Consider the following 25,985-nt stretch of genomic DNA (forward strand, 5'->3'; position numbering starts at 1 on the left):
CCACGATGGCAAAAAAGCCCGGCGACCCTTGGGCCGCCGGGATTGAACGCCTTGGCGTGCACCTCACACCTGGCAACGGCGACCCGGCATGATACTGTTGATTTAAACAGTATTTTGGGTGCCGGAAACGTGGCGAAGTCCTCATGCTTGATGACGCCCCACTCAACCTGGGCCTCGCCAACCTTCGGTGCCTTGGCTAAAACCGCCATTCGAAGTTGCAGTCTGAGGAAGTCACATGAATGCTCAACACGCTTTCGTATCGCTGCTGCTGTTCGCCGCGCTCGTCGGCCTGGCCTTCCTGGGCCTGTCGTTCGGCCATGCCCTCAAGCACCATGACTTGGCCCTGTGGGGGCACCATCCCTTGTTTGGATCAGGCATGGCGTCGCTGATCACCGCTCTGCTTGGCGGCATCTTCTTGTTCGGCCTGGGCCGCTCGCCGCACGACCGCAAGCAATAGCAGCGGCGCTGCGGCCGACCTGGCCCATGCATCGGCCCAGTCGCTCGACCCGTCGGAGGAGATCGAGGTCAGCTTCATAGCGCAGGCGGCCATCAGCGGCGACATCGAGGCCGGGCGGTTCTCGCAGGCGCTGCATGTGGCGTCGTTCTATCGCGCCGTGGGTCATCTGGCGGCGCGCTGCGAGCCTTAGCCCGTCTTTCCAGCGGGCCAGCCGCTGGCCCCGCTCGCCCCACCATTCACCCCAACGCGCCTGCCAGGCGCGCAGCGCCGTGGAATGCTGGTGCTCATCCAATGACCCAGGGAGTTCACGTTGCTTCGTAGACATCTTCTTCAAGGCGCAGCGGCCATGGCGGCGCTGCCGTTGGTCACCCATGCACAGGGCCGGGCGCGGCGGCGCAAGCGGCCGACGGACCCGGACTGGCCCGACGCCGCGCAGTGGCAGCGGCTCAAGGACGCGGTGGGCGGGCGCCTGTCGGCCGTGGAGCCGCTGATGGCGCCGTGCGCGGCCAGCCCCGTCGCGGCGGCTTGCGGCGTGCTGATGAAGAACCTGCGCAACCCGTTCTTCGTGGGCGACCAGGCCGGGGGCACACAGGTGTCGGGCTACCTGGACGCGTGGACGCCAGCGGCGAGTGCCTATGTGATCAAGGCCGGCAGCACGGCGGACGTGGTGGCGGGCGTGAACTTCGCGCGCGAGCACAACCTGCGGCTGGTGGTGAAGGGCGCGGGGCACAGCTACCAGGGCACGTCCAACGCGCCGGACTCGCTGTTGATCTGGACGCGGGCGATGAACGAGGTGACGTTGCACGACGGCTTCGTGCCCAAGGGCTGCGAGGGCAAGGTGGCGCCGGTGCCGGCGGTGTCCGCGCAGGCGGGCGCGGTGTGGATTGACCTGTACCACGCGGTGACGACATTGGCTGGCCGCTATGTGCAAGGCGGCGGCTGCACGGACGTGGGCGTGGCGGGACTCATCCAGAGCGGGGGCTTTGGCAGCTTCTCCAAGGGTTTTGGCACGGCGGCGTCCAGCCTCTTGGAGGCCGAGGTCGTGACGGCCGATGGGCAGGTGCGCACGGTCAATGAGCGGTCAGACCCTGAGCTGTTCTGGGCGCTGAAGGGCGGAGGCGGTGGCAGCTGGGGCGTGGTGACACGCGTGACGCTGCGCACGCACGAACTGCCGCAGCACTTCGGCGCGGCATGGGGCAAGTTCAAGGCCCGCGACGACGAGGCCTACCGGCGCCTCGTGGCGCGGTTCGTGGACTTCTATGCCGACTCACTCTTCAACCCGCACTGGGGCGAGCAGGCGTCGTTCGGGCCGGACAACGCGCTCAAGATTTCCATGGTGTGCCAGGGCCTGGAAAAGGCGCAGGCGCAGCAGGTGTGGGCGCCGTTCTTCGACTGGGTGAAGGGCTCGCCCGAGGACTTCAGCGTGGTGGAGGAGCCCGGCGCGTGGGCGGACGATGCGCGCGGCTGGTGGAGGATGGAGGGCAACGGCTCCATGATCCCCGACACGCGCGAGGGCGCGCCCAAGCACCACGGCTGGTGGAAAGGCGACCAGGCCCAGGTGGGCGCCTGGCTACACGGCTATGAGTCCCTCTGGCTGCCCGCCGCGCTGCTGCAGCCCGGCGAGCGCGCCCGCATGGTGCAGGCGCTGCTGGACAGCACACGCCACAAGCACCTGGACCTGCACTTCAACAAGGGCTTGGCCGGCGCGCCGCCCGCGGCACTGGCCAGCGCCGCCAACACGGCCACCAACCCGGCGGTGTGCGAGTCGTTCGCGCTGGTCATCATGGCCGACGGCGAGGCGCCCGCCTACCCGGGCCTGGCCCGCACCCCGCCCGACCTGGCCAACGCGCACCGCAACGCGCGCGCCATCGATGCCGCCGCCGCCGCGCTGCGCCGCGTGGCGCCGAGGTCAGGCTCCTATGTGTCGGAGAGCAACTTTTTCAACGCCGACTGGCAGCGCGAGTTCTGGGGCGCCAACGCCGCGCGCCTGCGGGCCGTGAAGGCGCGGTACGACCCCGATGGCCTCTTCTTCGTGCACCACGGCGTGGGCTCGCAGGCGTGGAGTGCGGACGGGTTTGTGCGGGTTTGAGGATTGAGTTCTGCGCATGGCCTGCTCACGCGCGCTAGCCCCTCGGCAGCTTGCTTCGTTTCCGATTCATACGTTGCTTGCGGCCCAAGGGCTTCGAAACTTTGACATTGGCATTCGGTGAAGCTCGGTGGGCCGATTCGATACATTGACCTTCAGTTCGAAACTTTGTTATCAGCTCCCTCCCGAATGGCCCTGCAATACCTGACCGTCCCCGTCACGCCCTTTCAGCAGAACTGCTCCCTTGTCTGGTGCGACGTCACGAAAGACGCCGCCGTCATCGACCCCGGCGGTGAGCTGCCGCGTTTGCTGGCCGCCGTCAGCGAGCGCGGGCTGAACCTGAAGGCCATCTGGCTCACCCACGCGCACATCGACCATGCCGGCGGCACTGGCCAGCTGGCCCGCGAACAGGGCCTGCCCATCATCGGGCCGCATCCCGGCGATCAGTTCTGGATCGACGGTCTGGCACAGCAAAGCAAGATGTTTGGCTTCCCGCCAGCGGAAGGTTTCAAGCCCGACCGCTGGCTGGACGATGGCGACACGGTGCAGATCGGCCATGAGACCCTGGCCGTGCGCCATTGCCCCGGCCACACGCCGGGTCATGTCGTCTTCCACTCCGCCTCGGCGCAGCGGGCCTTCGTCGGCGACGTGCTGTTCGCTGGCGGCATCGGCCGGACCGACTTCCCTGGCGGCAACCACCAGCAGCTGCTCGACGCCATTCGCCAGCGCCTTTGGCCGATGGGTGACGACACCGTTTTCATTCCAGGTCATGGGCCGGAAAGCAGCATCGGAAGAGAGCGCCGCAGCAATCCCTATGTTGCCGATGTCGTTTGAACGGCGGTTGGAGGTAATTCGTTCACAAACACATCCAGCAACATTTACGCCCGAAGCGAAACGTGCTCTCCTACTCTTTGATGAGGGCTCGCATGGGGTGGGCCGAGGAGTGCTTCGATGTGGATGTCCGAGTTTGTGCAGCCGGGGCAGGTCCCGGGCTCCCGTCCTCGCGAGCGCCGTCAGGCGGCCTCGCTTTCCAACCAATGGATGGGCCTTGTGCTGGAGGAGCTCGACCACGGCGTCGTGCTTCTCAACGGCGCGGGCCGTGTGCTTCACAGCAATCTCGCGGCGCGGGCGTCGCTGGATGACAACCACCCGCTGGAGCTCGTCGGCCAGCATCTGCGGGCCCGCCTGCTGACCGACGCGGTGCCTCTGGCCGACGCGCTGGAGGGCGCCGAGGCAAGTGGCCGGCGCTGCCTGCTGCGCCTGGGTGACGATCGCGCCGAATGCGGCCGCGCCAATGTCGTCGTCGTGCCGCTGAACCGCGATGTCAACCAGGCGGCGGTGCTGCTGATCCTGGAGCGCCGCCAGCTCTGCGGCGACCTGGCTGCACAGTGGTTCGCGCTGCGCTACCAGCTGACGCCGGCCGAGACCGAGGTGCTGAAGGCGCTGTCCAACGGCGTCAAGCCGACCGAGGTCGCGCAGCGCCAGGGCGTGGCGATCTCGACGGTGCGCAGCCAGATCCAGAGCATCCGCGCCAAGAGCGGCGCCGACAGCATCGGCGAGCTGATGCGCCAGCTGGCGCTGCTGCCGCCTCTTGTTTCGTCGCTGCGGCCAGCCAAGCTGGTCAATTGAAGGCGGCGAACGCGCGGGCCGAGCGCCGGGCCGCTCCCTAGCCGGCCCGCGGGCGATGTGCTTGCGGCTCAATGCCGCAAGCATCGCCGTCCCCCAGGGGGACCGGCCAAGGTAGCTCCTTGGACGAGGGGCTAACATTCCGGCGCGCTCCGGAGCCAAATGCTCAGAGCGCCGCCGGATGCCTGACGACACGCTCGACAACGAACTCCTGGCCCTGCCGCCCTCGCTGCGGCAGCTGGCCGCGCGCGGCATTGCACGCAGCTATCGCAAGGGCATCGTGCTGATCGAGGAGAGCTCGCTCGGCGACAACCTCTATCTGATCCTCTCCGGCTCGCTGCGCGCCTTCAGCAGCGACGCCCGTGGCCGCGAGATCACCTACGGCGTCTATGGCCCCGGCGAATACGTCGGCGAGATGAGCCTGGACGGGGGGCCGCGCTCGGCCAGTGTCATCACCGAAGAAGGCAGCCGCCTGGTCATGGTCACGCGGGCCAGCCTGCTGACCCACATCAGCGAGCACCCCGAATTTGCCTTCGAGTTGCTGACCAAGGTCATCCGTCGCGCCCGCGCCGCAACGCTGTCGACCAAGCAGCTGGCGCTCAACGATGTCTACGGCCGGCTCAAGAACCTCGTCGACGAGACCACCGGCGATGGCCGCCACCTGGCGCTCACCCATCAGGGCATGGCCCAGCGCCTGGGCTGCTCGCGTGAGATGGTGTCCAAGCTCGTCAAGGACCTGGAGCTGGGCGGCTACCTGAGGCGCGTGGCGGCCGGCGAATACCAGCGACTCAAGAGCCTGCCAGCGCGCTGGTAGCTACCGCGACCTGACCTGCAGCGGCGGCGCAACCGGGAAGCGCTGGTCCGGCTTGGCTGCGCGCTTGTAGAGGCCCTCGACCTTGGGCAGGTTGGCCTGGATGTCGCGGATGCGCGTCGTGCTGGCCGGGTGGGTGGACAGCCATTGCGGTGGCGCGCCCTTGTTGGCCGTCATCATCTTTTCCCACAGGCGCACGGCGGCGGCGGGGTCATAGCCCGCACGGGCGGACAGCTCGATGCCGACGAGGTCGGCCTCGCTTTCGTCGTCGCGGCTGAAGCGCAGGTTCACCAGCTGGGCTCCCATGCCGGCAAGGCCGCGGCCCACGTTGCCCAACCCCAGCAAGGCCGAGCCCAATTCCACGATGCCGTTCGTGAACGCCGACTTGCCGACGCGCTCGCGGGCATGCTCGCGCAGCGCATGCGCGACCTCATGGCCCATGATGGCGGCGACCTCGTCGTCTTCCAGCTTGAGCTTGTCGAGGATGCCGTAGAAGAACGCGATCTTGCCGCCCGGCATGCAGAAGGCGTTCAGCTGCGCGCTGGCCAGCAGGTTGACTTCCCACTTCCACTGCCGGGCGCGGTCGTTCCATTCGTAGCTGAAGGGAATGATGCGCTGGGCGATGTAGCGCAGCCTCTGGGCCTGGGGGTGGTCCATCGGCGCCAGGGCACGCTGCTGGCCGGCCTCGCGCATCATCAGCGCGTACTGCTGGCCACCGGCCTGTTCCAGCTGGTCGGCCGACACGAAGCCGGTGAACTTGCTCTTGGGCCCGACCTCCACGCCTTCGCGTGCCCAGGCTGGCATGAACGCTGCGGCACCGGTAGCGGCAAGCAGCCCGGTGAACAGGCGGCGGCCGCGCAAGGCCGGGGGCGCGCAGCGGCCGGCGGCGCAGTCGGCGCAGTCGCCGAACATGCGCGTCGGCGGGTCAGTGAACTGCAGGTCGTCGCGGACCTGGAAGTCGTCGGCATCCATGCCGACATTGTGCTTGGGCGGCGATGGCGGCTTTCGTAGGACAGCGGCGCGGGACTGGCGACAATCACCCCATGGACAGCCAGCAATTCCGCGCCGCACTGGGCATGTTTGCCACCGGCGTGACCATCGTCACCGTTCGCGCTGCGGACGGCGGCCTGGTCGGCCTCACCGCCAATTCCTTCAACTCCGTGTCCTTGGACCCGCCCCTGGTGCTGTGGAGCCTGGCGCGCCGCGCCGGCTCCATGCCGGTGTTCTCGCATGGCTCGCATTACGCCATCAACATCCTCGCGGCCGACCAGAAGGAGCTGGCCCAGCGCTTCGCGACGCGTGACATCGATCGCTTCGCCGGCGTGGCCTGGCATGAGGGCGCGGGCGGCGCGCCGGTGCTGGAGGGGGCTGCTGCCGTCTTCGAATGCGCCAACCGCAGCCGTTACGAGGAGGGCGACCACGTCATCTTCGTCGGCGAAGTCGAGCGTTGCTCGTCCCGGCTCGGCGCTCAGCCGCTGATCTTCCACGGCGGCCGTTATTTCACCGAGTTGCCGATCTAGGGTTTTTTCCGGGTTGGCGTTGTCGATCCGGTCGGGCTCTGATCGTCGTCATGACAGAGGGCCATCCTCTGTCCAACCACGGAATCGACCATGACCAACACCGTCACCCTGCACCGCGTGCTGCGCTGCCCGCCCGACCGCGTCTACCGCGCCTTCACGACGCCGGCCGCCATGGCCAAGTGGCTGCCGCCCCATGGCTTTACCGGCACCGTTCACGAGATGGATGCCAAGGTGGGTGGCACGTACAAGATGTCGTTCACCAACTTCACCACCGGCGGCGGCCACAGCTTTGGTGGCCGCTACCTGGAGCTGGTGCCCGGCCAGAAGCTGCGCTACACGGCAGCCTTCGACGATCCCAACCTGCCTGGTGAGATGACGACGACCGTCGAGCTGCGCGCCGTGTTCTGCGGCACCGAGGTGCACATCAAGCAGGAAGGCATCCCGGCCATGATCCCGGCCGAGGCCTGCTACCTGGGCTGGCAGGAGTCGCTGACCCTGCTGGCCCAGCTGGCCGAGCCGGAAATCAACCAGTAACGTGGTGCGCTCGGGCCGAGCGACGGGCCGCCCCTAGCCGGCCCGCCATGGCGATGTGCTTGCGGCTCAATGCCGCCAAGCATCGCCGCCCCCTCGGGGGGCCGGTTAGGCCCGCTCGTGTTCAGCGGAGCGGGACTGGACGAGGGGTCTTTACTTGACGCCTGGTGTCGGCACGATGGCCGCCATCGCGGCCTTGAAGGCGGGGTCGGCCATCAGTGCGTTCCAGGCCGCCATCAGGCTGCCGTAGTCACCGGTCGAGATCTTCTTGGCGTTGATCGCCGTCGTGAGGGCGGCGTTCAGGCGCACGATCTCGGCGTACTTCGCATAGCCCTTGCCCTTGAGCTGGGTTGCCGCGTAGTTGCTGTAGCCCCAGGCGTTGTTGAGGTTGTTCCAGTCGCCCGAGCCGGGCTGGACATAGACGACCGGTGCGGGAGCGGGCGACGGGGCCGGTGCGGGCGGCGCGGCCACGGGTGCCGGAGCTGGTGCCGCGGCGGGCTTGCCGCAGGTGCCGCTCACGTTGATGCGCACCCAGCCCGTGCTCGGCACGCCGTCGACATTGACGACGACCTTCACGTTGTTCGCGCCGGCGAAGAGATAGGGCTGGGTCCAGATCGTCTTGACGACCTTGGGCGTCAGCGCGATTTGCGTGTTCTGCGCGATCAACGTGTCGTTGCTGTAGATGCGGTTGGTGCTGGTGGCCACGGCCGAGGCGCTGACCTCGTCGTACTTGAAGTTGAAGGCGCAGCGGCCGAGGCTGGAGATGAAGGCATCCTTCTCGCTGACGGTGATCTGGGGCATGGCGCCCGTGGCCGTGCCGTTGGCGGCGACGAGCATGGGCGCGGCCTGGGCGAGGACGGTCTGGCCGTCGCTCTTGACGATGCGCACGAGGCCGGTGAGCTGGGCCGTCGGGTCGGCGGCGAAGCTGGCCTGGGCGAACAGGGCGAGGGCAGCGAAGGCAATGGCTTGGTACTTCATGGCGTGGTCTTTCGGGTTGATGCAAAGGGTGGGGCTACTGGGCAGTAGCCGGCACCTCCCCGTGTGCCACGCTGCGGACATGTCCTTGTCCGCCCAGGGCGGCCCCGCTGTCTTTTGCTCCTGTCAGAGCACGAAGACCGGTGGCTTTGCGTCCCCGCCTTTCGACGGGTTTGCCGACTGCATGGGACGCAGTGTGCGGATGTAAGCCGTGTCTTGTCCGTGCGTCAGTTCACGAACCGAGACCCCCGACCGGCGAGCGGCGCGAGGCCCGCGACGAGCGGTTTTTGAAGCTTGCGGCGGGCTTGCGCCGAGCGTTTTCAGCTCAAGCGACCGGCCGGCAAGGCCGTTGGCGCAGCGCTCAGCGTGCGCCAGCGCCATGCGCCCAGCGCGGCGCTGAGCGCAACACTGATGCCTGCCAGCAGAGGCAGCGGCGCGCCCAGATCCTTTTGCAGCAGGAACATGCCCCAGCCCATCAGCATGAAGGCCAGGATGGGCACGACGGTGGTCCAGGCCGTGGGCGACTTCATGCGCGAAGGCGCGCGCAGCAGCCAGCCGGTGCTCAGTGGCAGGGCGCCAAAGGCCAGGCACAGCAGTGCGGCATTGTTCGCGGCCCAGGCCAGCAGGCCCAGGCCGGCGGTCGTCAGCGCCCAGGCAACCAGGGCGTGGCGCAACTGCATCAGCGCAACCGCGCGGTTCAGCGCCTCTCCCTGCGGCAGGCCTGGCAGCAGCCGCATCAGGGCCTGTTCGCGGCGGCTGTGCCAGAGCATGTTGGGCAGGGTGAAGCAAGGGTTGAAGCCGATGCTCGCCAGGCCGATGGCCATGCCGTAGGCGCCTTTGGTCCAGTTGTCCTGCAGGCCCTGGCCGGCCAGCGCAAACGCGATGAAGAAGCTCAGCGCGGCGATGCCCACGGCCATCACGGCGCCCAGGCTCTGGTGCAGCCAGTGCTGCCGGCCATGCAGCACGATCTCGGCGCGGCGCATGGCGCTCTGGCCAGTCGGTTCGGCCTGCGCGACGACATGGCACTGCCAGGCCGACACGGCGAGCGCAAAAGGCTGGCTCAGCCATTCGCCCACGCGACCGAAGGCGGCAGCGCCGGCGTATTTGCCCTGCATGCTGTCCTCGGCGGCGCGGCGCATGCGGCCCAGGCGGGCATAGGCCTCGGCATGGGCCGCATCGCCCCTGCCGAACAGCCGCGTGAGCGACCAGCCCAGGGCCAGCAGGCTCAGCGCGAGCACGGACAGCGGCTGGGCCAGCCACAGCTCGCGCAGCGCGGTGCTCAGAGCCGCCAGCCGCCGATCCAGTCCGGTGCCGAAGAACAGCATCGGCCCAAAGGGGATCACCAGCCAGAGCTGCCATTCGCGCGTCGCCCAGCCCATGAAGACCAGCACGGCCGCGGCGCCCAGCAGCAGCAGGGCGAAGGAGGGCATCTGCGGCAGGCAAAGCCACAGCAGGGCTGCGCTGCCCAGCGACAAGCCGGCCCAGGCTGCGAGCGCGGACTCCAGCGTCTGGCGCAGATGGCCGGGCACGAAGCGCGCGGCATGGGGATGGTTCTGCTGCATGAGGCTGCCGATGATGGCCATCCACAGCGACATCAGCACCAGTGCCGCCGAAAGGGCCAGCATGGGCATCGCCAGCTGCGGCGCCAGGTAGACGCCCAGCGCCAGGCCCAGCACGGCGAGGGCGAACAGCGCCCGGCGGCCCCAGGGGGATTCGCGATCGCGCTGGCGCCAGAAGGCCAGCAGCAATTGGCTGTAGGGGGCGGCTTTCATCACGTCAGCTCCGCGAACAGGTCTTCGAGGTTGACGGCCTGTGCGTCCAGCGGCGCGCTCACGCCGGCCGGCAGCCGCGCCAGCACGCGCTCGCGGCCGGCCTCCAGTGGCGTGCGCTTGAGCGGCTGGGCGTTCAGCCGCGCGAACAGGCTGGCCAGTTCGGTGACGGTGCCGGTGAAGGCGCGCACCTGCTCCAGCAGCTCGTCCAGCGGCGCCTGCAGGGCGATGCGGCCGCCGCTCAGGAAAGCGAGGTTGAAGGCGACTCGCTCCAGGTCGGACAGGATGTGGGTGGAGAACACGACGGTCGTGCCGCGGTCCAGCACCTGGTCGACCAGCTCGCGCAGGAAGTCGCGCCGGCCGACGGGGTCAAGGCTGGCGACGGGCTCATCCAGCACCAGCAGGTCGGGGTCGTGGGCCAGCGCGCGGATGATGGACAGGCGCTGCTGCTGGCCGCCACTGAGCTTGCGGATGGGCTTGTCGCGGGCGATATCCCAGCGCGACAGCAGGCCCTCGACCCTGGACTCGTTCCAGCGCGGGTAGAAGCTCTTGAAGTAGGCCAGCAGTTGGGCCGCGGTGAAACTCTCGAACAGGTCGCTCTGCTGGGGCACATAGCCGATGCGGGCGCGCGCCGCGTCATCCAGCCGCGCGGCGTCCTGGCCGAACAGCTGCACGCGGCCCTGCTGAGGTTCACGCAGGCCCAGCAGCGTCTCCAGCAGCGTCGTCTTGCCGCAGCCGTTGCGGCCCAGCAGGCCGACCACCTGGCCCGGCTGCAACGTCCAGTCCAGCGCCTTCAGCACGGCCTTGCCCTTGGGATAGGCGAGGCTGACGCCAGCGAGTTCGGCGGTGGCGGTGTCGGAGTGGGGAAAGTGGGCGGAGGAGGCGGTCATGCTTGCGTCTCGTCGAGGATGGTTTTGAACAGCTGAAGGGCCTGGGTCTTGGGGAGCTCCAGCTGCCGCGCTTCGGCGGCCGCCTTCTCCAGCGTCGGCCGCAGCAGCTCGACGCGGTCGGCAGTGGGTTGGGCGCGCTGGTGCTGCGCCGCCACCACCATGGATAGCCCGCGGCGGCGCTCCAACACGCCGTCGGACTCCAGCAGGGAATAGGCCTTGGAGATGGTCATGGGGTGCACGGCCAGCGCCTGCGCCAGCTCGCGCACGGACGGGATCTCGTCACCCGCCTTCAGCTGCCCGGCCGCGACGCGCCGCTTCACCTGCTCGATGAGCTGGCGGTAGATGGGCTCGGGCGAGCCGGTGTTGATGTGGACGAAATGGGTGGGATCCATCGTTAACTGCCTACGTGTATCAGTACGATAGTACACGTGGACAGTTGATGTCAAGCGTTTGTTGTCTGCGCGGGCGTACGATGGTTTGCGTCTCGGCCCGCGGAGACCCTCATGATGCAGACACACCGTCGGCACTGGCTGGTCATCTCGATGCTCGCGGCGGCGGGTGTCGGTGCCGAACCTATCGATGAAGACCTGGCCCTGGCCTATGGCGACAAGGGCACCATCAGCATCGCGACCGGCAGCGCGCAGCCCCTGCGCCGTGCGCCGGCCGTGGCAACCGTCATCACGGCGCAGGACATCGCGGCGATAGGCGCGACCGATCTCGACGAGGCCCTGGCCACCGTGCCGGGCCTGCATGTCAGCTACGGCCCGATCATGTACACGCCGCTCTATGGCGTGCGCGGCCTGCTGAGCCAGCCGCTCAATGTGCAGGTGCTGCTGATGATCAACGGCCAGCCGATGAAGACCGCGTACACGGGCGACAAGGGCAATACCTGGGCTGGCCTGCCGCTGGAGAACGTCGCGCGCATCGAGGTCATCCGCGGCCCCGGCTCGGCGCTCTACGGTGCCGACGCCTTCGCCGGCGTGATCAATATCGTGACCAAGGGCCCGGCCGATCTGCGGGGCACCGAGGCTGGCCTGCGCGGCGGCTCCTTCCGCAGCCGCGACGCCTGGCTCCAGCATGGCGGCAAGCTCGGGCCGCTGGTGCTCGCCGCCTACTTGCGCATCGGCGCGACCGATGGCCATGGCGCGACGATCACGGCCGACGGCGCGACGCGGCTCGACAACCTGTTTGGCACCCACGCCAGCCGCGCTCCCGGGCCGGCCAATCTTGGCCACGATGCCGTTGATGCAGGTCTCGAACTCGGCTGGGACAAGTGGCGGCTGCGCGTCAACAAGGTCGTGCGCCGCAATGCCGGCACCGGCGCCGGCGTCAACTCGGCCCTCGACCCCGACAGCGTGATCGACATGGACCGGCTGATGGCCGATCTGGGCTGGACCGACGCGCAGCTCGCACCCGACTGGGCCGCCGGTTTCAGCGCGGCGCTGCACAACTATCACGAGCAGACGCCGCGCGGCCTGGTCCTGTTTCCGGCCGGCGTCCGCATCGGACCGAATCTCTTTCCCGACGGCATGATCGGCGGCCCGGCGCGTTGGGAGCGCATGTGGCGCGTGGACGCGCATGCGGTGTATGGCGGGTTCCAAGGCCACAGCCTGCGCATCGGCGTCGGCCACGACGACACCGACCTTTACCGCGCCGAGACGCACAAGAACTTCATCCTGACGCCGACCGGCGTGCCGGTGCCAACCGGGCCTGTCATCGACTACAACGCCATCCAGCCCCATATCCGGCCGGCTCGCCGCGACAGCAACTATGTCTACGGCCAGGACGAATGGCGCGTCGCGCCCGACTGGACCTTCACCGCCGGCGTCCGCCATGACCGCTACTCCGATTTCGGTGGCACCACCAATCCGCGCCTGGCCCTGGTCTGGGAGGCTGCCTACGACGTGACGGCCAAGCTGATGCATGGGCGAGCGTTCCGCGCGCCGGGCTTCAGCGAGCAGTACACGATCAACCCGGTCAGCACCGGCAACCCGGACCTCAGGCCCGAGCGCATCAAGACGACCGAGTTCGTGCTCGCCTGGGCGCCGAGCGCCGAGCTGCAGTTCAATCTGAGCCTTTACCGGCTCGACGCCGTCGACATCGTGCGCGTCGTTGCGAACCCGGCACCGGCCACCGGTGCGACCTACCGCAACGTCGGCCGGCTCAAGGGCCGTGGCGGCGAGTTCGAGCTGCGGTGGGACGCGCTGCGGCAGCTGAGCGTGACGGGTCACCTGGCCTTGCAACGCGCCACCGACCGCGCGACCGGTGCTGATGCCGGCTATGCGCCGCATCAGCATCACTACCTGCGCGTCGACTGGCGCCTGCCTGACCAATGGCTCGTCAGCGGCCAGGCCAACCATGTCGCCGACCGCAAGCGCGCGGCGGGCGACGCGCGGCCGCCAGTGGCCGACTACACGACCGTCGACCTGACCGTGCGGCGCCTGGCCGCTACCCTCGGCTGGGAAGTCTCGGGCTCGCTGCGCAATGCGCTCAACGCCGACGCCCGCGAGCCGACCCTGCCCGGCGGCGTGCTGCCCAACGACTTGCCGCTGGCCGGGCGTTGGTTCTGGCTGCAGGGGCTGTACCGCTTCTAGCCCTTGCTCGAAGGACTGCGCACAATGCAGGCTTTAGCGTTCCCGCCCTTCACCATGCGCCGCCTGCTGCTCGCTTCTGCCCTGCTCGCCTCTTTCGCCGCCCAGGCTCAAGTCAAGGTTGACGACCCCTGGGTGCGCGCCACCGTCGCGCCGCAGAAGGCCACCGGCGCCTTCATGCAGCTGACCTCGGCCAAGCCGGCCAAGGTCGTGGCGGCCAGTTCGCCAGTGGCGGCCATGGTCGAGATCCATGAGATGAAGATGGACGACGGCGTCATGAAGATGCGCGCCGTCGATGCGCTGCCGCTGCCCGCCGGTCAGGCCGTGGCGCTCAAGCCCGGCAGCTATCACGTCATGCTGATGGGCCTCAAGGGTCCGATCAAGGCCGGCGAGACCGTGCCGCTGACGCTGACCGTCGAGGGCGAGGACAAGCAGCGCACGACGGTCGAGATCAAGGCGCAGGCGCGCTGACGCATGGCCAAGATGTACATCGTTGATGCCGCCGACCCCGACGGCTATGTCGCCGCGCTCGGCGGCTGGCAACAGGCCCAGGTGGTGGCGTTGCGCGCGGCCGTGCTGGAGGCGGCGCCCGGCCTGGAGGAGAAGCTCAAGTGGGGCCACCTCGTCTACTTCAGCAACGGCCCGGTGCTGCTGATCCGCGCCGAGCCCGAGCGCGTGCTGTTCGGCTTCTGGCGAGGCAAGCGGTTGCTGCATTTGGAGCCCCGCATGCGCGGTGGCGGCAAGTTCGAGCTGCGCACGCTGGAACTGCAAGAGGACACGCCATTCGAGCGCGACACCGCGTTGGCCCTGGTGAAAGCGGCCGTCGCGCTCAATGCCGAGCTGGGCAACCCGCAGCGGGCGAGCGTCGCGGGCCAGTGAAGCGGGCGTAAAGCCCGTTCAGTTCTGGCCAGGGTTGCCGATACCACATGATTACTCCGGAGTTGCCCATGGTCGCCGCCGTCAACACCCAAGCCCCGGCCAGTTCCCTGACTGGCGGCGCCTCCGTCGACCGCACCGAGCAGCCCGCCAAGGAGCTGGACAGCGGCAACCAGCAGGCCGTGGTCGTCAATATCTCGGCAGAGGGCGCGAAGCGAGCCGGCACTGTCACTCAGGCCGCCCAGGCGGCGCCCAGTGCCCAGAGCCTGCCGGCCCGGCCGGACGATGGTAGCGACGTCCAGGTGACAGCACAGCAACTCCAGGCCAGCGCGCCCAAGGCGCCCCCGGCGGATGCCAGCGGCGGCGGCGCAGGCGGTGCGGCGCCTGCCGGCCGCGAGACGCCCGCGGTCAGCACCAGCACCACCCCGACGTACGAGCCGGCCGATACCGACGAGGATGGCACGGTCTCCCCCATGGAGCGGCAGGCCTACGAGGCCAAGCTGGCCGACGAGAAGGCCGCCGCCCAGGCGGAGAAAACCGCGCGCGCCGCCGAGGCCGACGCTGCGGTCAGGGCCTACGAGGCGGTCGAGCAGCTGGGCGGCGCCGAGGGCTGAGGCCCTCAGGCCCGGGCCGCATTGGCCGCGATTTCAGCGGCCAGCCGCGGCCACAGCACCTCCGGCAGGTCGTGCCCCCAGCCGGGAATGGTTTCCAGCCGCGCGCCGGGAATGCGCTTGGCCAGGTCGTGCGCCGCGGCGACCGGGATCAGCGCGTCGTCCTCGCCGTGGACGATGAGGGTGGGCGCCGTGATGCGTGGCAGCCGCTCGGCGCGGTGCACATCGGCGGCAACGGCCACGATCTGGCGAGCGACTGCCTGAGGCCGGAAGGACCGCTTCACGCCGCTCGCGAGGCGCTCGCGCAACTGGCTGGGTTCGGGCGGGTAGCCGGGGCTGCCGATGATGCCGTAGAGGCTGGCGTAGTGGTCGAGGACGTTCTCGAACTTCTGCTGCGGCGTCGTGGCCGGCCGCGGGCGCGACAGCAGCGCACGGCGCACCTTCAGGCTCTCCTTGGGCACGCTGCGGTCGCCGCTGGTCGTCATCATCAGCGTCAGGCTCTTCAGGCGCTGGCCATGCGAAAAACCCAGATGCTGGGCCACCATGCCGCCCATGGATGCACCGCAGACATGGGCCTTGGCAATGCCCAGTGCGTCCATCACACCAACGGTGTCGCGCGCCAGGTCGCTGAGCTGGTAGGGGGCCTTCACCGGCAGCCGCAGCGTGTGCAGCAGGGCCGCCATCGGGATATTGGGCGTGCCGAGTTCATCGAAGGGCTGGCTCAGCCCGACGTCGCGGTTGTCGAAGCGGATGACGCGAAAGCCGCGGGCCACGAGCTCGTCCACAAAGCCCTCGGGCCAGGCGATGAGCTGCATGCCCAGGCCCATGATGAGCACCAACGGCTCGCCGTTGTCCGGGCCGTGGATGTCCACTTCGATCTGCACACCGTTGGCCGAGACACGCATCGCGGGTCAGCCCAGGTCCACTTGGCGCTCGATGACGCGCGACACCAGGCCGTAGGCGATGGCCTCTTCCGTGCTCATCCAGAAGTCGCGCTCGATGTCTGAGCGCACGCGCTCCAGCGGCTGGCCGGTCTCGCGCGAGATCGTGGTGGCCAGGCGCTCACGCGCGCGCAGGATCTCCTTGGCCTGGATGGCGATGTCGCTGGCCTGGCCGCCAGCGCCACCGGCAGGCTGGTGGATCATGAAACGCGTGTTGGGCAACGCGAAGCGGCGCTCCTTGGGCACGGCGAGGTAGATGTGGGTGCCGGCGCTGGCCACCCAGCCGGTACCGATCACGTTCACCGGGGCGCGCACGAAGCGGATCATGTCGTGAATGGCGTCGCCACTTTCCACATGGCCGCCGGGCGACGAGATCAGCAGCGTGATCGGCGCGTCCGATTCCTGCGAGAGCGCCAGCAGGCGGCGGCAGGTGGCATGCGCCATCTTGTCGTCGATCTCGCCAAAGATCATCACGAAGCGGCCCTTGAAGAGCAGCTGCTCTTCCATCTTCTCGGGGGCGTCTTTCTTGGCGGCCTTGTCTTCGGCGGCGAGGGTGTGGTGTTGCATGGTCGGGGGTCCGGGTTAAGGGCGATACCTTACCGCGAGATGCGGGAGCGGGTTGAATATGGGTTCAAGGGTCAGGCGTCGCCCAGGCGGCGCCACCAGGCGACGCTGCCGATGACGAACAGCGTGGCGAAGCAACTGGTGCTCCAGACGACCGTGCGCACCAGCCGGCGCATCGGGTAGCCGGGCAGCGTGTCGGGCGTAAGGGCCCAGGCGGACTGTGCGCCGACCGCGAGCGCCACCGCCAGGCAGGCCCACAGCACGCGGGCGCGCCGCGGGTCCGGCGCTTCCGTGCGGTCGGGCTGCCGGCGCACCACCCGGGCGTAGGCGACGGCAAGGACCAGCGCGCCGGCCACGGTGCTCAGGTGCTGCAGCAGCCGGGCGACCGTCAGCGGCCGGCCCAGGAAGGTCAGCAGCGGCTGGGCCAGCCAGGGCAGCAGGTCGGTGAGTGGCGGCACGGGGTGGGTGAAGAGGTCCCACAGCAGGTGGGTTGCCGCGCCGAGCAGGATGGAGAGCACGGCGACCGCCCAGCGCGCGACGGCCGCTCGCGGCGGCGGCTGTAGCTCACCGCGCACCAACGACCGGTGAGGCTCGGGCAGCAGCACGGTCAGCGGGCGCGGCCACCGCAGCATGAGGCCCAACAACAGCAGGCCGGCCGGCAGACAGACGGTCAGGACCCCCATCGGCGTGTGGCAGAAGGCGCGCCAGGGGCCGTGCATGCCGACGTAGTAGCTCAGGTCGGGGGCCATGGCCCCCAGGATCAGGCCGGGAAACGAGAGCCAGCGGGGGCAGAGAGACCGCAGGGGCAGGACGGCTGCGGGGTGGGCGAAGGTCCAGGGCATGGTGGGGTTGTCAACAGCACACAAGAGCACCGTCGTGCATGCTGCACGATGCGTGCCCGACGGGTGGCTGGGCGTTCTACGGCCGCACCGGCGTCCTGTAGAACCACCGTCGCGCCCCTTTGGGCTCGAACGGCTTCCACTCGCCATCCAGCTGTGCCAAGCGGTCCGCCAGCGCATACAGCGCGATCGGGTTCACGCCCAGGCCGATGTGGCTGGCCTGCACCTCGATGTTCTCGGCCAGCGGCGAGGGCGCGTTGACGCTGCAGCGCCAGGCGACGACGCCATCGCTCTTGGAGTAGATGGAGGTCGTCGGCACCGGCGGTGCCTGGCGGATCTGTTCCATCAGCTCCGGGTCGTTGGACGCATGGCCACTGACCATCTCGAAGAAGCGCCAGGCGTTGGTGGCGCGCGGATGGCCGGTGAAGGGCGTGCCCAGCGTGACGACGCAGCGCGCCAGTTCCGGGCATTCCTTGGCCAGCTCGCGGGCATAGATGCCGCCCAGGCTCCAGCCGATCAGGCTGACCTTGCGGCCGTGCCGCCGGTGCAGCTCGATGAGGTCGGCCTTGGTCTGCTCCAGCACGCCGGCGCGTGGGCCGAAGTTGAAGCCCTGGCCCCAACCCTGGGTCGCGTAGCCCAGCGAGTCGAGCATGGCGCGCAGCGGTGCCGTGGTGAAGTCGTGCGCGCCCAGGCCGGGGAAGACGAGCACGGGATGGCCGTCGCCATGTGGCAGCTTCTTCATCCACGGCATGGTGGCCAGCAGGGCCGCGTACTCCCAGGGCGCGCGGCCCTCCAGCATCAGCAGCCAGGCGTTGGGTGCGCGCAAGTCGGACCAGTCGGGGTGAGGGGTGGTAGGGGTCTGGTGCCAGTGCGAGAAGCGCGGCGAGCGGGAGGCGGGCATGCGTAAAGCGGGGATCGGGCAGGCACCGCGATGTTAGCCAGCTGTCGCCTGTTTCCGGGGCGTGCTTGCCCGGGGCTGGGGTGTCGCGTTGGTGACTTCGCATGAGCGGGCGAGCCGCTCATGCGCGATCAGGCCGCAGCGGCTGCTCGTCGCTTGGCGGGTGCCTTCTTCGCTGCGACCTTCTTAGCCGGGGCTTTCTTGGCCGGCGCCTTCTTCACCACCGGCACCGGCTCAGGCTCGACAACCTCCGCCACCGGCAGCGCCTGGAACTCCATGAACGCCGCCTCGACGTACGCCGACAGCTCCGCCGTCTCCGGCAAGGCCTCGCCGCAGGCCATCAGGCCGATGTCCAGCGACTGGTTGTAGGTCTGCACCGTCACGTTCAGCGCCAGGCCGTGCACGGCAATCGACGTGGGGTAGTTGGTCAGCATCTTGGCGCCGGCCAGGTACAGCGGCAGCTGCGGCCCGGGCACGTTGGAGATGACGACGTTGGCGACCACGGGCAGCTTCTCGGCCACCTTGGCGCGGCCGTAGAGCATGGCGCCGGCCTGCATCAGCCATGGGATGCCCAAGGAGGGGAAGTCGGTCGGCATCAGGCTCTTGAGCTGGCTCATCTGCGCCTTCATGGCCTTGCTGGAGGCCATCACATGGGCCAGGCGCTCGCTCGGGTCGCTCAGGTGCGTGCCCAGGCTCATGAAGGTCATGGTGGCCTGGTTGTTGGACGTGGTGTCGCCGGCAGCGCGTGTGGACACGGGCACGGCGGCGATCAGGCTCTTGCGCGGCAGCGGGCCATGCTTGGCGAAGTAGCGCCGCAGCGCGCCGCCGATGACGAAGAGCACGGCGTCGTTGACGCTGGCGTGGTGGCGCTTGCGCGTGCGGTGCAGTTCGGCCAGCGGCAGGGTCACGCCCGAGAAAGAGCGGGTGTCAGACAGGCTGACGTTGAAGCGCGTGCGTGGCGCCGGCCCCAGGCTGGAGACAGCTGTCTTGCCGCGCACGACCGCCGTCGTCTGCGCGGCAACGTCGCCCAGCAGCGTGCGCAGCTTGTCGATGGAGGCGCCAGCCGCGGCGCCGCCCGCGTAGCCCATGGCCATGTTGCCGAGGATGTTGGCGGCGCTGGGCAGGGAGCGGGCCAGCTTGACGGTCTGCTTCCATTGCTGCGACACGGCGGCGCGCAGCATGCCGACGGTGCCGAGCTGGCCGCGCTTTTTGCCGCGGGCGGCGATGGCGTCGATGGCACGCGGCTCCGGGCTCAGGTCGAGGATGACCTGGGCCAGCGCGACGGCGGCCTGGCCGTCCACGGCGGCGTGGTGGAGCTGGGTGTACAGGGCCACATGCTGCTGGCCGTCGGGGCCCGGCTCCAGGCCAGTGAAGACATGGAACTTCCACAGCGGCCGGCTGCGGTCCAGCAGCACGGGGTGCAGGGCACCGACCTGCGCCTCCAGGTCAGCCATGCCGCTGCCTTCAGGGAGCGGGATCTCGACGATGTGCTCCTCGAGATCGGGGTCGGCATCCACCCAGCCCGGGTTGGACAGCCCCAGAGGCATCGCGACGAGGCGGCGGCGCAGAGCCGGCAGCAGCGGCATGCGAGCCCGCATGTGCTCGCGCAGGTCTTCGACGTAGTCACCGTCGTAGCCGACGGGCAGTTCCAGCAGGTGCAGCGCGCCGACATGCATCGGCATCTGCGGCGTTTCCAGGTAGAGGAAGCTGGCGTCGAGGCCGGCGAGCTGTTTCATCGGGCTGTCTCCTGGGCTTTTGTCAGCCCAGCATACCCGCGCTGCCGGCCCCGAGGGTCTCGGGGGCGACCCTTCCGGGTCGCCCGTCAATCACTCTTCAGGAACGAAGATCCACAAGAGGATGTAGAGCAGGATGCCGCTGCCGAAGGCCAGGAAGAGCACCGTGAAGATCAGGCGCCAGACCCAGGAATCCAGCCCGGTCGTGCGGGCGATGCCGCCGCAGACGCCGCCGACCCAGCGGTCGATGCGGGCGCGGCGCAGGCCGTTGACGGCGCCGACGTTGGGGCCTGCCGCACTGCCTTGGCTCGCCGTGGCCTGGCCGCTGAGCAAGCGGGCCTTGGCGCGGGCGAACTCCTCGTCGTTGAGCACACCGCGTGCATGCAGGTCGGCCAGCTTGTTGAGTTCTTCTGCGTCGTTCATCTTGGGGCTCCTTTCGGGGTTGATGGGACGAAGCCTAGCGGCCTGGCGCGTGCAGGCCAGCGTGTTGCGACAGTCGGTCGAATCTGCGGGACGCGCCCGCGGAAATCAATGGACAGGCTGTTTGCCGGGGTCGATGTCCACGAACTGCCAGAAGTCCTGCCAGAACAGCGGCCGGCGGAAACCGCTCATCCAGGGCTGCTCGATGTCGGTCAGGATGCGGTGCGCATGCACCTTGTAGGGCATATAGGCCACGGCGATGCGCTTGGCCTCGCGGAACAGCGCATCGCGCTCCGGCCCATCGGGCATGGCCTGCATGCGGTCGTACATCGCGTCGAAGCGGGCGTCCTTGAAGCGCGGCAGGTTCTGCGTGCCCGAGGCCGGGCCGTACAGGCGCTGCAGCGCCTCCTGGCCGTCCGACGAGGCCGCGATGGAGCCCACCGGCCACATCTGGAATTTGCCGGCCTGGGCGGCCTTCAGGTTCTCGGGCCACTGCTGGATCTTGACCTGCAGCCGGATGCCGACGGCGCGCAGGGCCTTCTCCCACAGCTCGTCAATGGCGCGGTTCAGTGAATTGGGTTCGGTGTTGCGCGTCAGGATCAGCGGGCTGCCGTCGGGCAGGTCCCGCCAGCCGTCGCCGTCCTTGTCGACGTAGCCATACATGTCGAGCAGGGCCTTGGCGCGCGCCGGGTCGTAGTCGCTCATCTCGCTCTTGAACGCGGGGTCGTAGCCGCTGGTGTTGGGCACGATGGGCGCCTGGGCCGGCGTCCCCTGGCCGCGGCGCGCGCTCTTGATCTCCTTGCGCACGTCGAAGGCCAGCGAGATCGCGCGGCGCAGCGCGATCTTGTCGGGGGTCATGCCGCCGATGACCGGGTCTTCGAGATTGAAGCAGGTCAGCGTCATGTCGGGCGCCAGCGTGAACACGGCCTGCATGCCGCGCTTGGCCAGGTTGGGTGCGAGCTTGCCGCCCGGCGCGGCCTGGGTGATGAACTCCTCGGGCACGCGCTCGATGAAGTCATGCTCGTTGTTCAGGAAGGCCAGCCAGCGCGGCTGGTTCTCGACGATGACGTCGATGACGACGCGGTCGACCATCGGGATGCGGCGACCCTTGAACTTGGCATAGATGGCCTGGGCCTCGGCGTCGCCCGGCGCCGGCTGGGCTTCGTAATGGCGTTCGCGGTAGTCGGGGTTGCGCTCGAACACCATCTGCGAGCTGCGCCGCCATTCCTTGAGCATGAAAGGGCCGGTGCCGACCGGGTGTTCCATGATCTTGTCGCCGTAGAACTCGACCACCTCGCGCGCCACGGCGCCGTAGAGATCGTTGCCGGCAAAGATGGATTCGATCAGCCGCGGCCGCGGGCCATTGGTCTTGATCTGCAGCGTGTAGCGGTCCAGCGCCCGCACGCCGGCGATCTCGGTGTCGTAGGAGAAGGGCTGCTTGGTCTTGAGGGCCTTGTCGCGCGCCGCGCCCAGGCCGGTGATGTCCTGGTCCTCGTAGCTCGTCCAGGCCTGGGCGTTGGTGGCCGGGTCGGCAAAGCGCTTGATGCTGTAGACGAAGTCGGCGGCCGTGACTTCGCGCTTCTTGCCCTTGAAGGCCGGGTCGTCGGCGAAGTAGATGCCCGGCTTGACCTTCATCGTGAAGGTCCTGAAGTCGGCGCTGATCTCGGGCTCGCCGGCGGCGATCAAGGGCATCAGCCGTGTCGGCCGTGCCAGCGGGTCGAAGGCGTACAGCGTCTCGAAGATGTGGGCAGTGATGCTGCGCGAATAGATGTCGGACAGGCGCGGCGGGTCGAAGCCGGTCTCGGCGATCTTGAAGGCGTAGCGCAGCGTCTTGACCGGCTCGGCCGCGTGGGCTGGCGCGAGCAAGGACAGGCAGGCGGTGAGCAGGGCGAGGAGGTGTTTCATCACTTGACCTTGGCGCTGGCGTCGCGTTGGACATCGACGTACTTCCAGAAATCGCGCACGAAGAGGTTTCGGCTGTAGCCCTTGACCCAGGGCTGGGCCATGTCGGTCCAGATGCGGTGGACGTGGAATTTATAGGGCGCGTATGCGACCAGCAGGCGCTGGGCCTCGGTCATCAAGGCCAGCCGCTCGGGCCCGTCAGGCAGGGACTTCTGCTTGTCGTAGATGACGTCGAAAGCGCTCAGGTCGAAGCGCGGCTTGTTGGCATGGCCCTTGGCCTTGCCGGAGCCCAAGGCGAGGAAGGTGTCGCCATCCGGCGTGGTGCCCACCCAGCCGACGGCCCACATCTGCAGCTTGCCGGCGTTGGCCGCCTTGAGCTGCTCGGGGAATTTGCCGATCTTGAAGCTCATGCGGATGCCTAAAGCGGCCATGTTCTTCTGCCACTGCTCGGCGAGCTGGCGGCGTTCGCCGTCGGCCAGCGTGGAGTATTCGATGGACAGCGGCTGGCCGTCGGGCTGCTCGCGCCAGCCGTCGCCGTCGCGGTCCACGTAACCGTATAGGTCCAGCAGTGCCTTGGCCTTGGCGAGGCTGAACTCGCTCATCTCCGACTTGAAGGCCGGGTCGTAGCCGAAGACGGTGGTCGGGATAGGCCCCTGGCTCTTCAGCGCCTGGCCGCGGCGCACGAGGCGGATTTCCTTGTCCAGGTCCACGGCCAGGTTGATGGCGCGGCGCAGCGCGATGCGCTCGGGCGTGTAGCCGCCGACGACCGGGTCCTCCATGTTGAAGTAGCTGACCGAGATGTCGGCGCGCGGGTAGCGTGTCGCCGTGATGCCTTGCTTGGCCAGGTTGGGCGCCAGGCGGTTGCCGGGCATGGCGACGCTGGCGAAGTCGATGGGCACCTCCTCAATGACGTCAGCCTCGCCGCGCAGGAAGGACAGCCAGCGCGGCTGGGCCTCTTCGATGATGTCGATGACGACGCGGTCCACCAGCGGCAGCTTCTTGCCCTGCAGCGCGGCGACCTCGGCCTTGAGCTTGTCGCTGGCGTCGGGTGGCGCGATCTCGGCATAGCGCTGGTCGCGGTAGTTGGGGTTCTTCTCAAGCACGACGCGCGAGCTGCGCCGCCACTCGGCCAGGCGAAAGGCGTTGGTGCCGACCGGGTGCTCCATGATCTTGCTGCCGTAGAACTCCACCACCTCTCGGGCGACGGCGCCCAGGAAGCCGGCGTCGGCGAATTGCTGGACGAAGCGCGGGTCGCCGACGCCGAGCTTGATCTGGAAGGCGTAGCGGTCCAGGGCTTTCAAGCCCTCGACCTCACGGTCGTAATCGAAAGGCTTCTTGGCCTTCATCAGGTCACGGCGCAGTTCCGACAGGCCCAGGATCTTGACGTTCTCCAGGATGTAGAGGTTGCCGCTCTTGAGCGCGGGGTCGTAGTGGCGCTTGACGCTGTAGACGTAGTCCGCCGCGGTCAGCTCGCGCTTCCTGCCGCCAAAGGCCGGGTCGTCCGAGAAGTAGATGCCGGGCTTGACCCGCATCGTGATGGTCTTGAAGTCAGTGCTGATCTCGGGCATCTCGGCCAGCGTGGCCGGGCGCAGCTTGAAGGGGCGGGCGCCGAAGTCGTATTCCAGCGGCGCGTCGAGGATGCCGCCGAGGATGTCCTTGGAGTACTTGTCGGTCACCTGGGCCGGGTCGAAGCCGGTCTCCGCGACCTTGAAGGCGTAGCGCAACACCTTGTCCTGGGCTTGTGCGGCGGTCAGGGCGCTGGCGAGCAAAAGGGCGGTGAACAGGAAGGGGAGCTTCATCGCGGATGCGCGGTGGCAGGAAAGTCGCGGAGTCTAGTGAAACCGTCAGGACAAAGCCGAAGGAGGCTCGCATAGACTCCGCCCCGTTCTCTCGTGTAACCCCGCATCCACGGCGGGGTTTGTGGTTTCTGGAGCCCTGAATGGCGGCCTATCTGATCCGACGCCTGTGGCAGATGATCCCGACCCTGCTCGGTGTCGTGCTGCTGGTGTTCTTCCTCTTCAAATACTTCGGCAGCGACCCGGCCATCATCCTGGGTGGCCTGAACGCGAGCCCGGAGCAGATCGAATCCATCCGCGAACAGCTCGGCCTGAACAAGCCGGTCTGGGAGCAGCTGTGGATCTTCATCAAGCAGATCGTCACCTTCGACTGGGGCGTGAGTTGGGCGACACGCGAGTCGGTGGCCAACCTGTTCGCCACCCGGCTGCCCGCCACGCTGACGGTCACGGTGCCCATCCTCATCCTGGAAGTGCTGCTGGCCATCCCTTTCGCGCTGGCAGTGGCCACCGTGCGTGGCAGCCTGACGGACCGTGCGGTGATGGTCAGCACCACGGTGGCCGTGTCCATCTCGCTGCTGGTCTACGTCATCCTGGCGCAGTACTTCTTCGCCTTCCGTGTCGGCTGGTTCCCGGTGCAGGGCTGGACGAACAGCCATTGGACCAACCTGACCACCTATGCGCCGCTGCCCATCCTGGTGGCCGTGGCGGTGGCAATGGCGCCGCAGATTCGCCTGTACCGAAGCTTCTTCCTTGATGAGATCGGCCACGACTATGTGCGGACGGCGCGTGCCAAAGGCATGACCGAGGGCACCGTGCTGCTCAAGCATGTGCTGCGCAACGCGATGATCCCCATCCTGACGAATGTGTCGGTGCTGCTGCCTGGCGTGTTGGTGGGCAGCTTCCTTATCGAGGTGTTCTTCTCCATTCCCGGCCTCGGCCGTGAGCTGCTGCTGGCCGTCAACCGCGGCGACTATCCCGTCATCCAGGCCTTCGCGATCTACCTGGCCGCTTTGACGATGACGGTCAATCTTGTGGTTGACCTGCTCTACAAAGTCGTCGATCCGCGGGTGGTGCTGAAATGAGCATGGTCTCGAACTCCTCCGGCGGCGTCTGGGCCGCGTCCTGGCGACGTCTGCGCACCGACCGCGTTGGCATCGTATCGATGAGCATCGTCGGCGCCTTCCTCATCCTCGTGCTGCTGGCTGCCACCAACCTGATCGCGTCCGGCTGGCAGCAGGAGGTCGGTGTGCCGAATGCGCCACCGACGATGATCGGCCCCCAACCGCAGGAAGACACGGGCACGATCGCCGCGCCCAAGGGCCCGAACGTCGACCTGTCCGACATCGACCCGCTGGCGCCGCGCTATGGCGAATGGGCCGAGCGTGCCAAGGCATTCAAGACTGATGAGGCTGTCAAGGCGGAGACGCTGCCGTTTGGCGGCGACCGACTGGGCCGGAGCGTTCTGGACAAGGTGATCAAGGGCGCCCAGGTGTCGATCATGGTGGGCCTGCTTGGTGCACTGGTGGCCACCTTTATCGGCACCATGCTGGGCGCGCTGTCGGGCTACTTCGGCGGCAAGGTCGGCGACTTTCTGGAGTGGATCTACAACGTCTTCACCGCCATCCCTTCCATCGTGCTGCTGTTTGCGTTCGCGGCGGTAGCCCAGCACATGGACTTGAGCACGCTGGACGCCGCGATCGGCAGGTCCAGCCGCCAGGTGCTGATGGTGGCGCTGATCCTGGCCCTGACGGGCTGGACCGGCATCTATCGCCTCATCCGCGCGGAGTTCATGAAGCATCGTGTGCGCGAGTACGTGCGCTCGGCCGAAGCGATCGGCGCCAGCCAGTGGTCGCGCATGTTCAAGCACATCCTGCCGAACGTCTCGCACGTCGCGCTGGTGCAACTGTCGCTGCACGTCGTCAGCTTCATCAAGAGCGAGGTCATCCTGAGCTATCTGGGCCTTGGCGTCAGCGTTGACCAGGTCTCGTGGGGCACGATGCTGGGCGAGGCGCAGAACGAGCTCATCCTGGGCTATTGGTGGCAGCTCGCCGCCGTCGCGGTCTTCATGGCCGTCTTCGTCACCGCGTTCGCGTTGTTCACCGATGCGCTGCGCGATGCGCTCGACCCGAAACTACGCGGTCTGGAGTGA

At 68.2% G+C, this 25,985-nt stretch carries 27 protein-coding genes and 1 riboswitch; of the genes, 14 read left to right on the forward strand and 13 right to left on the reverse strand.

The genetic code is table 11. The features are described from left to right. The first annotated feature begins 235 nt into the window (after window positions 1-235). From ACXJLH_RS19695 to ACXJLH_RS19720, 6 genes are all read left to right on the forward strand, one after another. Window positions 236-457 (forward strand): hypothetical protein, encoded by a 222-nt coding sequence (locus ACXJLH_RS19695; protein ID WP_056191584.1) that lies wholly within the window; start codon window positions 236-238, stop codon window positions 455-457. Further along, on the forward strand, window positions 402-647 hold the full coding sequence (locus tag ACXJLH_RS19700; protein WP_457320242.1) for a hypothetical protein: 246 nt from the start codon (window positions 402-404) through the stop codon (window positions 645-647). Before ACXJLH_RS19695 ends, ACXJLH_RS19700 begins: the two co-directional genes overlap by 56 nt. Window positions 648-767: 120 nt before the next feature. Next, complete coding sequence (locus tag ACXJLH_RS19705) at window positions 768-2,546, forward strand: FAD-dependent oxidoreductase (protein ID WP_457445825.1); 1,779 nt, start codon at window positions 768-770, stop codon at window positions 2,544-2,546. A gap of 186 nt (window positions 2,547-2,732) precedes the next feature. Beyond that, entirely contained in the window at window positions 2,733-3,377 is a 645-nt protein-coding gene (locus ACXJLH_RS19710; protein ID WP_457351349.1) for an MBL fold metallo-hydrolase, read from the forward strand. A 117-nt stretch (window positions 3,378-3,494) separates the two neighbouring features. Next, on the forward strand, window positions 3,495-4,172 hold the full coding sequence (locus ACXJLH_RS19715) for a helix-turn-helix transcriptional regulator (RefSeq protein WP_082532346.1): 678 nt from the start codon (window positions 3,495-3,497) through the stop codon (window positions 4,170-4,172). A gap of 178 nt (window positions 4,173-4,350) precedes the next feature. Beyond that, window positions 4,351-4,983 (forward strand): Crp/Fnr family transcriptional regulator, encoded by a 633-nt coding sequence (locus ACXJLH_RS19720; RefSeq protein ID WP_056191593.1) that lies wholly within the window; start codon window positions 4,351-4,353, stop codon window positions 4,981-4,983. Here ACXJLH_RS19720 and ACXJLH_RS19725 read toward each other — a convergent pair whose 3' ends face one another. After that, entirely contained in the window at window positions 4,984-5,892 is a 909-nt protein-coding gene (locus ACXJLH_RS19725) for a M48 family metallopeptidase (RefSeq protein WP_056192583.1), read from the reverse strand. 131 nt (window positions 5,893-6,023) lie between these two features. Between ACXJLH_RS19725 and ACXJLH_RS19730 the strand changes: the two genes are divergently transcribed. Together ACXJLH_RS19730 and ACXJLH_RS19735 are read left to right on the forward strand one after the other, a co-directional pair. Next, window positions 6,024-6,500, forward strand: coding sequence for a flavin reductase family protein (locus tag ACXJLH_RS19730; RefSeq protein ID WP_056191594.1), 477 nt, complete (start codon window positions 6,024-6,026; stop codon window positions 6,498-6,500). A gap of 90 nt (window positions 6,501-6,590) precedes the next feature. Next, on the forward strand, window positions 6,591-7,034 hold the full coding sequence (locus ACXJLH_RS19735) for an SRPBCC family protein (RefSeq protein ID WP_056191596.1): 444 nt from the start codon (window positions 6,591-6,593) through the stop codon (window positions 7,032-7,034). 150 nt (window positions 7,035-7,184) lie between these two features. Here the strand turns inward: ACXJLH_RS19735 and ACXJLH_RS19740 are convergent, their stop codons facing one another. From ACXJLH_RS19740 to ACXJLH_RS19755, 4 genes are all read right to left on the reverse strand, one after another. Next, window positions 7,185-8,009: a hypothetical protein gene (locus ACXJLH_RS19740; RefSeq protein ID WP_457351344.1), complete on the reverse strand. Its 825-nt coding sequence runs from the start codon at window positions 8,007-8,009 to the stop codon at window positions 7,185-7,187. 94 nt (window positions 8,010-8,103) lie between these two features. Further along, a riboswitch (cyclic di-GMP riboswitch) is annotated at window positions 8,104-8,194 on the reverse strand. 132 nt (window positions 8,195-8,326) lie between these two features. Further along, a complete protein-coding gene (locus tag ACXJLH_RS19745) occupies window positions 8,327-9,778 on the reverse strand; it encodes a hypothetical protein (RefSeq protein ID WP_457445826.1) in 1,452 nt (483 codons plus the stop codon). After that, window positions 9,778-10,665 carry an ABC transporter ATP-binding protein gene (locus ACXJLH_RS19750; RefSeq protein WP_457445827.1) on the reverse strand — a complete coding sequence of 296 codons (888 nt, stop codon included), beginning with the start codon at window positions 10,663-10,665 and terminating at the stop codon, window positions 9,778-9,780. Before ACXJLH_RS19750 ends, ACXJLH_RS19745 begins: the two co-directional genes overlap by 1 nt. Further along, window positions 10,662-11,057 (reverse strand): GntR family transcriptional regulator, encoded by a 396-nt coding sequence (locus ACXJLH_RS19755; RefSeq protein WP_056191605.1) that lies wholly within the window; start codon window positions 11,055-11,057, stop codon window positions 10,662-10,664. Before ACXJLH_RS19755 ends, ACXJLH_RS19750 begins: the two co-directional genes overlap by 4 nt. Before the next feature lie 111 nt (window positions 11,058-11,168). On the opposite strand from ACXJLH_RS19755, the gene ACXJLH_RS19760 reads away from it, so the two are divergent. From ACXJLH_RS19760 to ACXJLH_RS19775, 4 genes are read left to right on the forward strand one after another with little or no spacing between them, the layout of a single operon-like run. Further along, on the forward strand, window positions 11,169-13,259 hold the full coding sequence (locus ACXJLH_RS19760) for a TonB-dependent receptor plug domain-containing protein (RefSeq protein WP_457445828.1): 2,091 nt from the start codon (window positions 11,169-11,171) through the stop codon (window positions 13,257-13,259). A gap of 24 nt (window positions 13,260-13,283) precedes the next feature. Then, complete coding sequence (locus tag ACXJLH_RS19765) at window positions 13,284-13,727, forward strand: copper chaperone PCu(A)C (protein ID WP_457445829.1); 444 nt, start codon at window positions 13,284-13,286, stop codon at window positions 13,725-13,727. Window positions 13,728-13,730: 3 nt separating this feature from the next. Continuing rightward, window positions 13,731-14,135 carry a DUF1801 domain-containing protein gene (locus ACXJLH_RS19770; protein WP_457388996.1) on the forward strand — a complete coding sequence of 135 codons (405 nt, stop codon included), beginning with the start codon at window positions 13,731-13,733 and terminating at the stop codon, window positions 14,133-14,135. A 47-nt stretch (window positions 14,136-14,182) separates the two neighbouring features. Beyond that, entirely contained in the window at window positions 14,183-14,746 is a 564-nt protein-coding gene (locus ACXJLH_RS19775; RefSeq protein ID WP_457445830.1) for a hypothetical protein, read from the forward strand. A gap of 5 nt (window positions 14,747-14,751) precedes the next feature. On the opposite strand, the gene ACXJLH_RS19780 is transcribed toward ACXJLH_RS19775, so the two are convergent. The 8 genes from ACXJLH_RS19780 to ACXJLH_RS19815 all read right to left on the reverse strand — a co-directional run bounded on the left by ACXJLH_RS19780 (window position 14,752) and on the right by ACXJLH_RS19815 (window position 23,839). Continuing rightward, window positions 14,752-15,648, reverse strand: coding sequence for an alpha/beta fold hydrolase (locus tag ACXJLH_RS19780; protein ID WP_056191610.1), 897 nt, complete (start codon window positions 15,646-15,648; stop codon window positions 14,752-14,754). 6 nt (window positions 15,649-15,654) lie between these two features. Then, window positions 15,655-16,251, reverse strand: a complete 597-nt coding sequence (locus ACXJLH_RS19785; RefSeq protein WP_457445831.1) for an ATP-dependent Clp protease proteolytic subunit — start codon at window positions 16,249-16,251, stop codon at window positions 15,655-15,657. Between the two features lie 71 nt (window positions 16,252-16,322). Continuing rightward, a complete protein-coding gene (locus ACXJLH_RS19790; protein ID WP_457324301.1) occupies window positions 16,323-17,090 on the reverse strand; it encodes a DUF4184 family protein in 768 nt (255 codons plus the stop codon). Window positions 17,091-17,166: 76 nt separating this feature from the next. Further along, on the reverse strand, window positions 17,167-17,988 hold the full coding sequence (locus ACXJLH_RS19795; protein ID WP_457389000.1) for an esterase/lipase family protein: 822 nt from the start codon (window positions 17,986-17,988) through the stop codon (window positions 17,167-17,169). A gap of 128 nt (window positions 17,989-18,116) precedes the next feature. Then, window positions 18,117-19,721, reverse strand: coding sequence for a wax ester/triacylglycerol synthase family O-acyltransferase (locus ACXJLH_RS19800; RefSeq protein ID WP_457389002.1), 1,605 nt, complete (start codon window positions 19,719-19,721; stop codon window positions 18,117-18,119). Window positions 19,722-19,811: 90 nt separating this feature from the next. Continuing rightward, the gene (locus tag ACXJLH_RS19805) at window positions 19,812-20,141 is read right to left on the reverse strand and encodes a PspC domain-containing protein (RefSeq protein ID WP_457445832.1); all 330 of its coding nucleotides are present in this window, start codon (window positions 20,139-20,141) and stop codon (window positions 19,812-19,814) included. A 105-nt stretch (window positions 20,142-20,246) separates the two neighbouring features. Then, window positions 20,247-22,043 (reverse strand): ABC transporter substrate-binding protein, encoded by a 1,797-nt coding sequence (locus tag ACXJLH_RS19810; protein WP_457445833.1) that lies wholly within the window; start codon window positions 22,041-22,043, stop codon window positions 20,247-20,249. Further along, window positions 22,043-23,839 (reverse strand): ABC transporter substrate-binding protein, encoded by a 1,797-nt coding sequence (locus tag ACXJLH_RS19815; RefSeq protein ID WP_457445834.1) that lies wholly within the window; start codon window positions 23,837-23,839, stop codon window positions 22,043-22,045. Before ACXJLH_RS19815 ends, ACXJLH_RS19810 begins: the two co-directional genes overlap by 1 nt. Window positions 23,840-23,979: 140 nt before the next feature. On the opposite strand from ACXJLH_RS19815, the gene ACXJLH_RS19820 reads away from it, so the two are divergent. Next, window positions 23,980-24,918: an ABC transporter permease gene (locus tag ACXJLH_RS19820; protein WP_457445835.1), complete on the forward strand. Its 939-nt coding sequence runs from the start codon at window positions 23,980-23,982 to the stop codon at window positions 24,916-24,918. Then, window positions 24,915-25,985, forward strand: coding sequence for an ABC transporter permease (locus ACXJLH_RS19825; protein ID WP_457445836.1), 1,071 nt, complete (start codon window positions 24,915-24,917; stop codon window positions 25,983-25,985). Before ACXJLH_RS19820 ends, ACXJLH_RS19825 begins: the two co-directional genes overlap by 4 nt.

The sequence above is a fragment of the Roseateles sp. P5_E4 genome, assembly GCF_054049255.1.

Coding starts and splice junctions, on each gene's coding strand:
- ACXJLH_RS19695 (WP_056191584.1), top strand. CDS start 236: ATGAATGCTCAACACGCTTTCGTATCGCTGCTGCTGTTCGCCGCGCTC.
- ACXJLH_RS19710 (WP_457351349.1), top strand. CDS start 2,733: ATGGCCCTGCAATACCTGACCGTCCCCGTCACGCCCTTTCAGCAGAAC.
- ACXJLH_RS19715 (WP_082532346.1), top strand. CDS start 3,495: ATGTGGATGTCCGAGTTTGTGCAGCCGGGGCAGGTCCCGGGCTCCCGT.
- ACXJLH_RS19720 (WP_056191593.1), top strand. CDS start 4,351: ATGCCTGACGACACGCTCGACAACGAACTCCTGGCCCTGCCGCCCTCG.
- ACXJLH_RS19725 (WP_056192583.1), bottom strand. CDS start 5,892: ATGTTCGGCGACTGCGCCGACTGCGCCGCCGGCCGCTGCGCGCCCCCG.
- ACXJLH_RS19730 (WP_056191594.1), top strand. CDS start 6,024: ATGGACAGCCAGCAATTCCGCGCCGCACTGGGCATGTTTGCCACCGGC.
- ACXJLH_RS19735 (WP_056191596.1), top strand. CDS start 6,591: ATGACCAACACCGTCACCCTGCACCGCGTGCTGCGCTGCCCGCCCGAC.
- ACXJLH_RS19740 (WP_457351344.1), bottom strand. CDS start 8,009: ATGAAGTACCAAGCCATTGCCTTCGCTGCCCTCGCCCTGTTCGCCCAG.
- ACXJLH_RS19745 (WP_457445826.1), bottom strand. CDS start 9,778: ATGAAAGCCGCCCCCTACAGCCAATTGCTGCTGGCCTTCTGGCGCCAG.
- ACXJLH_RS19750 (WP_457445827.1), bottom strand. CDS start 10,665: ATGACCGCCTCCTCCGCCCACTTTCCCCACTCCGACACCGCCACCGCC.
- ACXJLH_RS19755 (WP_056191605.1), bottom strand. CDS start 11,057: ATGGATCCCACCCATTTCGTCCACATCAACACCGGCTCGCCCGAGCCC.
- ACXJLH_RS19760 (WP_457445828.1), top strand. CDS start 11,169: ATGATGCAGACACACCGTCGGCACTGGCTGGTCATCTCGATGCTCGCG.
- ACXJLH_RS19765 (WP_457445829.1), top strand. CDS start 13,284: ATGCAGGCTTTAGCGTTCCCGCCCTTCACCATGCGCCGCCTGCTGCTC.
- ACXJLH_RS19770 (WP_457388996.1), top strand. CDS start 13,731: ATGGCCAAGATGTACATCGTTGATGCCGCCGACCCCGACGGCTATGTC.
- ACXJLH_RS19775 (WP_457445830.1), top strand. CDS start 14,183: ATGATTACTCCGGAGTTGCCCATGGTCGCCGCCGTCAACACCCAAGCC.
- ACXJLH_RS19780 (WP_056191610.1), bottom strand. CDS start 15,648: ATGCGTGTCTCGGCCAACGGTGTGCAGATCGAAGTGGACATCCACGGC.
- ACXJLH_RS19785 (WP_457445831.1), bottom strand. CDS start 16,251: ATGCAACACCACACCCTCGCCGCCGAAGACAAGGCCGCCAAGAAAGAC.
- ACXJLH_RS19790 (WP_457324301.1), bottom strand. CDS start 17,090: ATGCCCTGGACCTTCGCCCACCCCGCAGCCGTCCTGCCCCTGCGGTCT.
- ACXJLH_RS19795 (WP_457389000.1), bottom strand. CDS start 17,988: ATGCCCGCCTCCCGCTCGCCGCGCTTCTCGCACTGGCACCAGACCCCT.
- ACXJLH_RS19800 (WP_457389002.1), bottom strand. CDS start 19,721: ATGAAACAGCTCGCCGGCCTCGACGCCAGCTTCCTCTACCTGGAAACG.
- ACXJLH_RS19805 (WP_457445832.1), bottom strand. CDS start 20,141: ATGAACGACGCAGAAGAACTCAACAAGCTGGCCGACCTGCATGCACGC.
- ACXJLH_RS19810 (WP_457445833.1), bottom strand. CDS start 22,043: ATGAAACACCTCCTCGCCCTGCTCACCGCCTGCCTGTCCTTGCTCGCG.
- ACXJLH_RS19815 (WP_457445834.1), bottom strand. CDS start 23,839: ATGAAGCTCCCCTTCCTGTTCACCGCCCTTTTGCTCGCCAGCGCCCTG.
- ACXJLH_RS19820 (WP_457445835.1), top strand. CDS start 23,980: ATGGCGGCCTATCTGATCCGACGCCTGTGGCAGATGATCCCGACCCTG.
- ACXJLH_RS19825 (WP_457445836.1), top strand. CDS start 24,915: ATGAGCATGGTCTCGAACTCCTCCGGCGGCGTCTGGGCCGCGTCCTGG.